General features: G+C 60.8%; 11 protein-coding genes. 6 read left to right on the top strand and 5 right to left on the bottom strand.

Features of this window, described 5'->3' with window-relative positions:
• The coding region (locus tag ACILSL_RS14455; protein WP_395732751.1) for a hypothetical protein at window positions 1-259 on the top strand (259 nt) is incomplete at its 5' end.
• Window positions 260-479: 220 nt separating this feature from the next.
• On the opposite strand, the gene accD is transcribed toward ACILSL_RS14455, so the two are convergent.
• Both accD and ACILSL_RS14445 read right to left on the bottom strand, forming a co-directional pair.
• The gene (accD, locus tag ACILSL_RS14450) at window positions 480-1,316 is read right to left on the bottom strand and encodes an acetyl-CoA carboxylase, carboxyltransferase subunit beta (RefSeq protein WP_395732750.1); all 837 of its coding nucleotides are present in this window, start codon (window positions 1,314-1,316) and stop codon (window positions 480-482) included.
• Window positions 1,317-1,459: 143 nt separating this feature from the next.
• Complete coding sequence (locus ACILSL_RS14445) at window positions 1,460-2,242, bottom strand: double zinc ribbon domain-containing protein (protein WP_395732749.1); 783 nt, start codon at window positions 2,240-2,242, stop codon at window positions 1,460-1,462.
• A gap of 121 nt (window positions 2,243-2,363) precedes the next feature.
• Between ACILSL_RS14445 and purT the strand changes: the two genes are divergently transcribed.
• Entirely contained in the window at window positions 2,364-3,545 is a 1,182-nt protein-coding gene (purT, locus tag ACILSL_RS14440) for a formate-dependent phosphoribosylglycinamide formyltransferase (protein ID WP_395732748.1), read from the top strand.
• Window positions 3,546-3,594: 49 nt separating this feature from the next.
• Window positions 3,595-4,437: a transglutaminase-like domain-containing protein gene (locus ACILSL_RS14435; RefSeq protein WP_395732747.1), complete on the top strand. Its 843-nt coding sequence runs from the start codon at window positions 3,595-3,597 to the stop codon at window positions 4,435-4,437.
• 6 nt (window positions 4,438-4,443) lie between these two features.
• Here the strand turns inward: ACILSL_RS14435 and mtnP are convergent, their stop codons facing one another.
• Entirely contained in the window at window positions 4,444-5,316 is an 873-nt protein-coding gene (mtnP, locus tag ACILSL_RS14430) for an S-methyl-5'-thioadenosine phosphorylase (RefSeq protein ID WP_395732746.1), read from the bottom strand.
• Between the two features lie 145 nt (window positions 5,317-5,461).
• On the opposite strand from mtnP, the gene ACILSL_RS14425 reads away from it, so the two are divergent.
• Window positions 5,462-5,698 carry a YgdI/YgdR family lipoprotein gene (locus ACILSL_RS14425; protein WP_395732745.1) on the top strand — a complete coding sequence of 79 codons (237 nt, stop codon included), beginning with the start codon at window positions 5,462-5,464 and terminating at the stop codon, window positions 5,696-5,698.
• Window positions 5,699-5,712: 14 nt separating this feature from the next.
• On the top strand, window positions 5,713-6,264 hold the full coding sequence (locus tag ACILSL_RS14420; protein WP_395732744.1) for a Maf family protein: 552 nt from the start codon (window positions 5,713-5,715) through the stop codon (window positions 6,262-6,264).
• A gap of 2 nt (window positions 6,265-6,266) precedes the next feature.
• On the opposite strand, the gene ACILSL_RS14415 is transcribed toward ACILSL_RS14420, so the two are convergent.
• A complete protein-coding gene (locus tag ACILSL_RS14415) occupies window positions 6,267-7,943 on the bottom strand; it encodes a hypothetical protein (protein WP_395732743.1) in 1,677 nt (558 codons plus the stop codon).
• A gap of 115 nt (window positions 7,944-8,058) precedes the next feature.
• Here ACILSL_RS14415 and ACILSL_RS14410 point away from each other — a divergent pair, with 115 nt between their 5' ends.
• Entirely contained in the window at window positions 8,059-8,349 is a 291-nt protein-coding gene (locus ACILSL_RS14410; protein WP_395732742.1) for a hypothetical protein, read from the top strand.
• 32 nt (window positions 8,350-8,381) lie between these two features.
• On the opposite strand, the gene ACILSL_RS14405 is transcribed toward ACILSL_RS14410, so the two are convergent.
• Complete coding sequence (locus ACILSL_RS14405) at window positions 8,382-10,808, bottom strand: DUF3656 domain-containing protein (RefSeq protein ID WP_395732741.1); 2,427 nt, start codon at window positions 10,806-10,808, stop codon at window positions 8,382-8,384.
• Between the last annotated feature and the right edge of the window lie 146 nt (window positions 10,809-10,954).

Below are 10,954 nucleotides of genomic sequence, written 5' to 3'. Positions count from 1 at the left end.
CATGAACCCCCACCTCACGCCCGTGCTCGCCACCATGTCACCCGAAGGACTCCTTGGCCTGAAAATCATCGGCATCATCGGTCTGATCATCATCATCCCACTCGGCATCCTCCTCTACCGCAACCAAGACCGCTTGTTTGGCCACTCCAGTGATACCCCCAGCGAAACCAGCGGCTCCCTCACCTACGGCCTCGCCCAGACCTGGCTCGTCTATGTCGGCCTCCTGCACCTTTTCCTCTGGCTCACCTTCGGCCTGTAAGTTGTCCAGTTGCGCCGCAACTGGTCTTCCATCTTCCTGGGCTTTGTTCTGCACTAGCCAGCCCTCCACTCCACCGAATTGGAGGGAATCACGAAAAAACGCACTGGATTCACCGCACCTGTAGTTCGCTTCCAGGCTTGAGGCCGCGAATGATTCGCAGCAACAGCCAGTCTCCCTACGGCTGCCCATGTCAGCAGCCTCCCGCACCTGGCCAGGCGGGCTACTTCGCCCCGCCCATATACCGCAGCACCTTCGCCAGCGTCGATCGCATGTCCTTGCGGTCCACGATCATGTCCACCAGCCCGTGCTGCATCATGAACTCCGCTGTCTGGAATCCGGGCGGCAGATCCGCATGCGTGGTTTCCTTCACCACGCGCGGACCGGCAAAGCCGATCATGCATTTCGGTTCGGCAATGATCAAATCTCCCAGCGTCGCGAAACTGGCGGTGACACCACCCGTCGTCGGATGCGTCAGCACAGAAATGTAGGGCAGGCGCGCCTCGGCATGCCGGGCCAGCGCTCCACTCGTCTTCGCCATCTGCATCAGGCTCAGAATGCCCTCATGCATACGGGCACCCCCGGAGGCGGAGAACACGATGACCGGCTTGCGCTCCGCCGTGGCGGCTTCGATGGCGCGGGTGATCTTTTCACCCACCACGCTGCCCATGCTGGCGCCGAGGAAACGAAAATCCATGATCGCCACCAATACGGCAACTCCCTCAATGTTGGCACGACCGGTGACGACCGCTTCGGTCAGTCCGGTCTTCGCCTGGTAGGCCTTCACCTTGTCCAGATAGCCTTTGAAACCCAGGGCGTTCACGGAGTCCAGGCTCTTGTCCATCTCCACAAAGCTGCCTTCGTCCACCAGACTGGCGATGCGCTCATCGGAAGCGATGGTGAAGTGGTAGCCGCAGCTCGTGCAGACCCGGAGGTTCTTGGCGAGCGCCTGCTCAAAGAGGCTCTCATTGCACGAAGGGCACTTCGTCCAAAGGCCTTCCGGCATGTCGCGCTTCTTTTCGCCTAAATCGTTAACGTTGCGTTTTTTGAAAAATCCCATGGTAGGTCAGTCGGTATGGGCATCCGGCATCTCCAGACCTGATGGTGCGCCTCCTCGATTTGCATGTCGCAGGAGCTGCAGGGAGGCAAAACCACCCGGCGTTCACACTGTCAGGCCCGGCCAAAGTCGGACGCGGGCCGATCCTAGCCGCGTGTTGTCGTGATGACCACCACTTTTTCAGCCCTCCCCTCCCGCCGCAAAACCCGCGCGCACTCACTCGTCGTCGCCCCCGTGGTGAAAACATCGTCCACCAGCAGGATCCGCCGCCCCTGAAGGTTGAGTGGAGCCTGCCAGCGCCTCGGCTGCCTCACGGCAAACGCCCCGCGCAGGTTTTTCAGCCGCTCCTCCCGGCTCAGCCCCGCCTGCTGATCCGTCTCTCGCGTGCGCACCAGCGCCTTCGCCGCCGGGATCCCCGTCAGCCGCGACAGCCGGGTGCACAGCTCCCAGCTCTGATTGAACTCTCTTTCCACTTCCCGGCTGCGGTGCAGCGGCACCGGCACCAGCAGCCACTCCCCCAGGTTTTCCCCGGCCAGCCGTGGCTCCTCCAAAACGCGAAGCATCAGCGTCGCCAGCGCCCCGCGCAGATGCAGGCGGCGCTCATACTTAAACTGATGAATCAGCTCCCGCATCACCCCTTCTGCATGGCAGGCCGCCACGGCAAACTCAAACTCCAGCCGTCTCCCGCTGCAGTTCCCACACCGAAACTCCTGTGTAATCGCTCCCTCATAGACCTCCCCGCACACGTTGCAGTAAGGCGCCTCCACCAGCGGCAGCGCCTCCGCGCAGCTCCCGCAAAACCACCCCTCCTCCACCGGCGTCTTGCACGCAGAGCACAGCCGCGGATACACCAGATCCACCCACGCCCGCCACACCGGCTGCAGCAGCCGCTGCACACGCGATGGATCAGGAGGACCGGGAAAAGACATGAGGCCGCACAAGGTGCAATGACAGACACGAACGCAGAGAAACCACCGCAAACAACCGTAAACTCCCCCCGTAGGCACCTTCCCCTCTTGAAGCCGGCCAACTGCAAGCCTAAATGCAGCCATGGCACGCATCGGCACTCCCCTTTCCTCCTCCGCAACCAAGGTCATGCTTCTCGGCTCCGGCGAGCTCGGCAAAGAAGTCGTCATCGAACTCCAGCGCCTTGGCTGCGAAGTCATCGCCGTGGACCGCTACGCCAACGCCCCCGCCATGCAGGTGGCCCACCGCAGCCACATCATCTCCATGCTCGATGGCGAGGCCCTCCGACGCCTCGTGGAAATCGAAAAACCCGACTGCATCGTCCCTGAGATCGAAGCCATCGCCACGGACACCCTCCTCGAACTCGAAAACGAAGGCTTCCGCGTCATCCCTACCGCCCGCGCCGCCAAGCTCACCATGAACCGCGAAGGCATCCGCCGCCTCGCCGCTGAAGAACTCAGCCTCAAAACCTCCCCCTACATTTTCGCCTCCACCGAGGAGGAATTCCGCGCCGCCATCGCCAAAATCGGCATGCCCTGCGTCGTCAAGCCCATCATGAGCAGCTCCGGCAAAGGCCAGAGCGTCGTCAAAACCGAGGCCGACATCGCCCACTCCTGGCAGTATGCCCAGGAAGGTGGCCGCGCCGGCAAAGGCAAGGTCATCGTCGAAGGCTTCGTGGACTTCGACTACGAGATCACCATGCTCACCGTCCGCCACGTCGGCGGCACTTCCTTCTGCGCCCCCGTCGGCCACACCCAGATCAAAGGCGACTACCGCGAATCCTGGCAGCCCCACCCCATGTCCAAAAAGGCGCTCGATGCCGCCGAACACATGGCCGGCGCCATCACCGAAGCCCTCGGTGGCCGCGGCCTCTTCGGCGTCGAAATGTTCATCAAAGGCGACGACGTCATCTTCAGCGAAGTCTCCCCCCGCCCGCACGACACCGGCCTCGTCACCCTCATCTCCCAAGATCTGAGCGAGTTCGCCCTCCACGTCCGCGCCATCCTCGGCCTCCCCATTCCGAACATCCACCAGCACGGCCCCAGCGCCAGCTGCGCCGTCCTCGTCGAAGGCGAATCCTCCAACGTCCAGTTCGGCGCCCTCGACCAGGTACTTGCCGAATCCGACACACAATTGCGCCTCTTCGGCAAGCCCACCGTCAGCGGCCAGCGCCGCATGGCCGTCACCCTCGCTCGTGCCGAAAACATCAACGAAGCCCGCGCCAAAGCCCACCGCGCCGCCAAGGCCATGGAAATCCGGCTCTAGTGCAAGTTCATGATTGCGTCAGGCGTTCGGGACGTGTTATCACCTCCAAATGCCTTCCAGTGCTCACCTGAGCCATCTCATCAAACTGCTCGATGACGACTCTGAAGTCGTACGTCACGCAGTGCAGGAGGAGCTCAACGGCATGCGCCGCGAGCTGCCACAGCACATTGGGAGCCTGGAGACACCCCTGTCTGCCGAAGAGGAAAGGCTCGTCGCGCAGCTGCTCGAGCCCGCACGGCGCACCGAACTCGAAGAAACCTGGATGCGCTGGCGCTGGATGGAAGGCCCCGATGCGCAGCTGGAGGAAGGCCTCAGCCAGCTCTCCGCCTTTCTCAACGGCTGGAAGACCCAGTCCGCCGATCTGGCGAAACGTCTGGATGCACTGACAGAGGAAGCCTTTGCGGAAAAAGGCCGCATGGATGCCCATGAGCTGGCTCAGTGGCTCTTTGCCTCGCACAACGGCGTGACCCGCTTCCGTGGCAACAGCAAGGACTACTACTCCCCCGCAAACAGCAACCTCTTCTGGGTGCTCGACACCGGCCTCGGCAATCCCATCAGCCTCTGCTGCCTCTACCGTCTGCTGGGGCATCGCTTCGGCCTCGAAATCGAAGGCTGCAATTTCCCCGGCCACTTCCTCTCCCGCGTCAAATACCGCGACAAGACCTGGCTGGTCGATTGCTTCAATCGCGGACGCTTCATGCTGGCCGCCGACGTGGCCAAACATCATCCTGCTGCAAACCCCGGTATGGAAGACCTCATTCACGAGCCCGCCACCGCCGAAGCCACACTGCTCCGCATCCTGCGCAATCTCGACGAAGCCTACGAACGCCTCGTCATGCTGCCAGAGCGCCAGTTCATGCGCCGTCTGGCCGTGAAGCTGATGGAAGATTGATCCGCTTCAAACAAAGCGCTGCAGAATGGGCAGCAGGTTCTCCACCGTCTGCTCGGGCCACAGTTTGCGGTCAGTCATCAAGGCAGAATCCAGCGAGCGATGCTCCGGCCAGTTCGGCTCCGTCGGAATGTTCGGAATGACCTGGGCGAGGATCGCTTTTGAAGCAGCGACGTTCGCATGCAGATGCCCAATGACGGACTCCGCCGTGACAGCCTCCTCCTCGACCTTCCAGCAGTCGTAATCCGTGATCATCGCCAGCGTGGCCAGGGCGATCTCCGCTTCACGCGCCAGCTTCGCCTCAGGCAGGTTCGTCATGCCGATGACATCGAAACCCAGCTGCCGATGCGCATTCGATTCCGCACGGGTGGAGAAGGCCGGGCCATCCATGCAGACATAGGTGCCGCCGTTGTGCACCTTGCGCCCCTGCGCCACGCAAGCGTCATGCAGCAGCGTGCGCAGGCCATCTGAAATCGGATCTCCAAAAGCCACATGCGCCACGATCCCTTTGCCGAAAAAGGTATGCTGGTCACGGCGGCTGGTGCGGTCAAAAAACTGGTCCGGCAGCACGATGTCACGGGGGTGGTACTGCTCCTGCAGGCTGCCCACGGCAGTCACGGCGATGATCCAGCGCACATTCAGGCTGCGCAGCGCCCAGATATTAGCGCGGTGGTTCAGCTCCGTCGGAAGAATGCGGTGGCCCTTGGCGTGGCGGGGCAGAAAATACACCCGGCGTCCAGCCAGTGTGCCGGTCACGAGCGTATCCGATGGGGGGCCAAAAGGCGTCTCCACGCGGATCTCCTCACGATTTTCAAAGCCTTCAAGGTCGTACAGGCCGGATCCGCCGATGATACCGATGGCTGGAGGAAGATTTTGACTCATGCAGTCAGGGTAGAAGGCACCAAGTCTGCTTCAACTGACAACATCGTGACGCTTGAAAATGTATCTCGCCTGAAGGATGAACAAAAATACCGAAAGTCGCGTCTTAAGATTATCGTTATTTCCCCCACACACCGCCATGAATGCCATGCGCCGTCTCCTGCTGCTTCTCCCTGCCATTTCCTTCGTTTCCTGCTCTGTGCCGGACATGTTTGCGTCCTCCACTCCGCACAAAATCAAGCTCAAGGACGGCCGTGAGGTCCCCTGCGAAGGAGCTCCGCAGTATCAGGAGAAGACCGGCTACTACCGCTACCGCACCCCGGACAAGCGTGACGCCGTGATCCGTGCCGATGATGTCGCGACCATCGTGGAGAAGCGGGCGTGAGCGGGCCTTCGCTCGTGCTCGCCTCCGCCTCACCGCGCAGGCTGGAGCTGCTGCGCCAGGCAGGCTTCGAGTTTGAAATCATCTTGTCACAGGTGGAAGAGGCCCACGATGCCTCGCTGACACCCGAACAGCTCACCTTGGAAAACGCCCGGCGCAAAGCGCTGGCCGTCAGCCTCACCCGGCCCGGATCACTCGTCATCGGTGCTGACACCTTGGTTTACGTCGATGGCGATCCCCTGGCCAAACCCGCAGACATGGAGGAGGCGCTCTGCATGGTCCGCCGCCTTTCCAACCGCACCCATGAAGTCTGCACCGGAGTGGCCTTCGCCTCCGATGGCTCCGTGGCCCGTGAGCTGCATGTCATCACCCATGTCACCTTCAAGCCTCTCACGGACGACCTGATCCGCGCCTATCACGCGAAGGTGAACCCTCTCGACAAAGCCGGAGCCTACGGCATTCAGGAATGCACCGACATGCTTCTCGACCGCATGACAGGCTCCTTCACCAACGTCGTCGGCCTGCCGGTGGAGGAAGTGACTGCCGCCCTTCGTGAGTTGCAGCGCTGAGCCTACTTCATTTTGAAGTACTCTTCGCCTTTGATGACCCTGCCGTCGTCCGTGACCACGGTGAATGAGCCATTGTTGCGCTTGGCCAGCGCGTCGATCTCAAACGCAGCGTCCACCTGGGCCATCACGCTGGTGTGAATCACGCTCATGGGCAGCTTCTTTTTGTTTTCATTCGTGACGATGTCGATCCAGCCCTGCTCATCCTTGCGTTCACCATCGGTCATGAAGAAAATGACATCGGGCTTCGGGTTCGCATTCAATGCCATCAGCAATCCAGCCCCCCAGTTGGTATAGATCCGGTTGTTATCCGACCGTTGAATGATGTCCACGCTGTCCTGCAGCGTAAACTGGGTGGCCTGAATGTATTTGAAGGCGGGAATCTTCGCCTGCTTGTACTCCTCCGCCTTGATCTCCCAGTGATACTTCTCCAGCGCCTCTTCATTGCGGCTGTCCACCTGGTTGTGCGGCCAGGCGAAGTCGGAGAAGTAGAGTATCTGGTAAGCAGTTCCATAAGGGATCTGCTTCACCGCCTTGATCAGCTCCTTCTTCAGCAGTTCAAAGCGCGTCGTTCTCGGGCCATCACCTTTCAAAGGCTGCGACATGGAGCTGGAGAGATCCACCACAAACACCACCCGGCTGCCGACCGCCGTCTGCCCCACGAAGCTGAATTTGCCGCCACGCCCGATCCCGGCCCCAAACCCGCCGCCCGCACCTCCCAGGCCCATCGGCTGGCTCGCCCCCATGCTGGGCGCCTTGCTCAGATCCATGCGATTGTTGATCTGTGAAAAATCCATCATGTCCATCGGCGCCATCTCGGGCATCACAATGTTGGCAGACAGGGTCTGCACCGTGATCTTTCGCTGCACCGGCTTGGCCTTCAGCCAGGGATTTTTTTTGGTCTGAATCTTGTGCGTCAGTTCTGCGGCGGCCGCCTGCGACTGCGCCGAACTGCCCCCGGGTAAAAAGTCCACCTGGTTGTCCATGACCTGGCTCACGCCGATGAAAGCGGCGATCAGCAGCAGGAACAGATGCACGCCAAAGCTCATGCCCAAAGTTTTCAGGCCGATCTTGTCCGCCAGTTTTTGCCAGCGCTGCTTTTTAGCCTGCTCCGGATCCAAAGGTTCCTCGGGCGGCGGTTTCGGAGCAATGAACGGCTTCGGATCTTTGGCCGCCCCAGTCTCCTCGCCTTCTCTGGTTTTGTCTGACGGCACCTCATCACTGCGCACCAGTTCGCCACTCGGGAGATCTTTGGATGGTTTCTCCTTCGGTACCGCGCCTGGCAGTTCCGCCTTTGACGCATGAGAAACGTCATCTTCCAGCTTGGGAAACTCCGTCACTTCTTGCGGCTGAACTTTGGCGGATGCAGGTTCCAACTCCTTGTGCCGATCCTCGCTGAATTCTTCGCCTTCTGCGGATGGATGCTCCGTGTGCTGCTCAGCCTCGCTCACCGGCATGTCAGACATCGCTTCCTGGACAAAAACCGGCGGCTCGGGTGACACCGCTTCTTCCTCATACACAAGTTCTTCCGCAGCAGTCTGCTCTGCCACCTCTTGATGCAGGGCCTCATGACTCTCCTGCTCAGGCGGATGCGGCGCTGCATGCCCCGGCTCCACGCCCTCTTCATCCGTCGAATCGACGGTCGGCAGGAAACTGAAATCGTCGAAGGCGTGCCTGGACATGGCGGCGGGATTCTGGCGGGTAATCCGCTAGGGTTCAAGGAAGTTCCTGCGCCGACATCAAACCATTGGCAAAGGGTGGTTGACGCCAGCTCCCCAAGATTCCAAGCTGCGGCAGATGAAACCTACGGAGCCACTGGGGACACAGGAAAAAATGGTCATCGGCGATGGTCTCTACTTCCTGCTCATCGTGCAGAACGGCAAGGTGACCCACTTCACTCCGAATGTCTCCCTCTCCCACGCGGACTTTGTCAAACGCTCCGTCGGCAGGCTGCCAGCGGGCGCATGGGTCGGCTCCGCCACGAAAAACGACGGCTATCTCACGGCGATCAACTCATACACCTTTTACCAGAACCAGCTTCCAGCCTCGCCCGAGATCCAGAAAATTGTGCACGACAAGTTCTGCTGAGATTTCGGCCAGATGCGTTAAAACAGCCCCCCTCAACCCAGCTCCGCCCAGGTCCCCCGGGTCACGCCCAGCTGGCTCTGCGCCTTCAAATCGCGCCAGATTTCATCTCCATCGCGCTGGCCGCTCATCAGCTCCTGGTAGGTCCGCAGGACGATCATCGCCTCGTCTGCATTCTCTTCGAGAAGCTCCACACGGAAGCAGCGCAGCCCGTGCTCCCGCAGTTCGTCAAAGAATTGCGCACCGGTTTGCGCCACCGCATTAAACAGCGTGTTGCGGCAGCCAACGTCGGCTTTCAGCGGATGGTGCATGCCCACGCGATCCTTCAAATGCACACGATGCTTGTCGCAGGGACGCCCGCAATTGGTGAAGTCGGTGCCCTTGCTCAGGAACGCGGCAAAGGCGCAGTGCTCCATGTGAAACATCGGCATGTGCTGGTGCAGCGTCAGCTCAAACCACGCCGGCGGTGCCGCAGCCAGCAGATCCACCACCTGCTCAATGTTGAGGTCGTAGCTGATCGTCAGGCGCTCCAACCCGGACTTCTTCAAGATCTCCGCCGTCAGCGGATTCGCCACGTTGAGCGAAAAATCTCCTGTCATCGGAATGCCCGCGTCCTTGAAAAACGACATCGCCCCCAGATTCCGAATCAGCACCCCATGCGGCTCCGCCCGCTGGATGAGCTTGAAGAATCCCGCCTCGCCCGACTTTTGAATGCGCGGCGTCGCCAGCCAGACCTGCGCCGTGTCGCTGCGCTCCTTGATCTGCTTCACCAAATCCGCGTACAGCCGGATGTCTTCAAAATCCAGATACAGCCTCGGCACCCCCAGCACCAGCGCCGCATCGATATGCGCCTGCGTTCGGCACAGGGCATGCAGCTGGAGCGGCTGAGAGTCATCCGCAATCCCTCTCGAAGGCATCAACGATTCAAGCGTCTCGGTGACCTGCGCGACAGGTGCCGCCGTCGAGGCACCTTCGCTCCATCCGGCAATCAAATCACGCCGCATCCGGTTCAGCTCGCTGATCGGCAGCATCACCTCGCCCACCACATCAAACTGCACCTCACCCAGCTCAAACTCCGTGCCACCGAGGCGGTTGAACTGCTCAATGAAGGCCCCCGGCGTCAGCGGTCGCTTCATCGCCGCCTGCAGTGGCATCGTCGAAGTCACCACGTTGACGCCCGATTGCACCCGCAATGGTTCGCCCACCGCGCCGGTCACATGCAGATCCAGTTTGCGCTGCTTGCGGATCGGGATGTCACCTTCAAACGACTGACGCAGCGCACGATTGAGAGCAGGATCGCTCGTTTTGAAAACACGCATCCCGATCTGCACATCCTGCATCCGCAGATGCCCGTGGCGGAAGCTCAGCGCACTGCCGCGCATCTCATACACGCTGCCGCCCTGTTCATAGTTCGTGTCAGACAGGTTCTCAAACACCACGCCATCGCCCGGCTTCATGGCGATGTGCAGCTCATCCAGCTCCAGCGTGTCGTCATCGATGATCCGTGTCACCTGCCCGACATACGGGCCGCGTTTCTTGCCGTAGTAGGCGCCCACCAGCTCCTGATGGTTCACACCATGCATCCAGCCCGGATACAGGCCACGTGAGAAAGTCATCTCCAGCGCATAGCGGTCCGCATCACTCGCGGGCGCCGGTTGATTCGCCAGCGCCCGGTCAATCGCCTTGCGATACACCTGCGTCACACCCGCCACATACTCAGGTGTCTTGAGACGGCCTTCGATCTTGAAGCTGCGAATGCCCAGTTCGATCAGGCGCGGAATTTCATCCACCGCCGCAAGATCCTGCGGAGAGAGCAGGTAGCGCTTGTCCTCAAGGTCACGCGGCTCCCCATCCACGATCATTTCATACGGCATGCGGCAGGCCTGCGCGCACTCACCCCGGTTCGCACTGCGCCGCCCCAGCGACTCGCTGGTCAGACACTGCCCCGAATACGCCACGCACAACGCGCCATGCACAAACACCTCCAGCGGCACCTCCGCCGCTTTGAAGCGCTCCAGCTCACGCATGGAAAGCTCACGCGCCAGCACCGCTTGGTCGATGTTGAGCTGCTTCGCAAACTCCAGCCCCTCCGGGGAGGTGATCGTCATCTGCGTGCTCGCATGCAGCCGCAGCTTCGGCGTCAGCGCCTTCACCATGCGTGCAAGACCGAGGTCCTGCACGATCACCGCATCCACCCCGCTGTCTTCGAGCAGGTGCAGCTGCTTCTCCGCATCCGGCAGTTCCTTGGTGAAGATCAGCGTGTTGAAGGCCACATACCCCTTCACCCCGTGGTCATGCAGGAACTTCATCAGCTCAGTCAGATCCTCCTCCACAAAATTGTCAGCGCGCAGGCGCGCATTGAAGCGCGGCATGCCAAAAAAGATCGCATCCGCCCCGTTCGCCACCGCCGCACGGGCGCACTCCCAGTTTCCGGCAGGGGATAAAAGTTCGGGCTTGGGCATGGATGAGGAATAAGTCACGGCGGGGGAAAGAGATTACCCCGTTTTCCGCATCTTGCAGGCTTTATGCTTCAGCATTTGCCACCGCAGGCTCTGCGCCGCAGTACAGTCCCTTTCAAAAGATACTCGAAGCAGGCCACCTTATTCAC

It is taken from the genome of Prosthecobacter sp. (assembly GCF_044222345.1).
Taxonomy (GTDB): Bacteria; Verrucomicrobiota; Verrucomicrobiia; order Verrucomicrobiales; family Verrucomicrobiaceae; genus Prosthecobacter.
Note: the sequence above shows the minus strand (reverse complement) of the source record. Positions and strands in the feature narration are given on the sequence as shown.

Bases quoted from the DNA above. Each gene is read 5' to 3' on its own strand.
- accD (WP_395732750.1), bottom strand. From the start codon at position 1,316: ATGGGATTTTTCAAAAAACGCAACGTTAACGATTTAGGCGAAAAGAAG.
- ACILSL_RS14445 (WP_395732749.1), bottom strand. From the start codon at position 2,242: ATGTCTTTTCCCGGTCCTCCTGATCCATCGCGTGTGCAGCGGCTGCTG.
- purT (WP_395732748.1), top strand. From the start codon at position 2,364: ATGGCACGCATCGGCACTCCCCTTTCCTCCTCCGCAACCAAGGTCATG.
- ACILSL_RS14435 (WP_395732747.1), top strand. From the start codon at position 3,595: ATGCCTTCCAGTGCTCACCTGAGCCATCTCATCAAACTGCTCGATGAC.
- mtnP (WP_395732746.1), bottom strand. From the start codon at position 5,316: ATGAGTCAAAATCTTCCTCCAGCCATCGGTATCATCGGCGGATCCGGC.
- ACILSL_RS14425 (WP_395732745.1), top strand. From the start codon at position 5,462: ATGCGCCGTCTCCTGCTGCTTCTCCCTGCCATTTCCTTCGTTTCCTGC.
- ACILSL_RS14415 (WP_395732743.1), bottom strand. From the start codon at position 7,943: ATGTCCAGGCACGCCTTCGACGATTTCAGTTTCCTGCCGACCGTCGAT.
- ACILSL_RS14410 (WP_395732742.1), top strand. From the start codon at position 8,059: ATGAAACCTACGGAGCCACTGGGGACACAGGAAAAAATGGTCATCGGC.
- ACILSL_RS14405 (WP_395732741.1), bottom strand. From the start codon at position 10,808: ATGCCCAAGCCCGAACTTTTATCCCCTGCCGGAAACTGGGAGTGCGCC.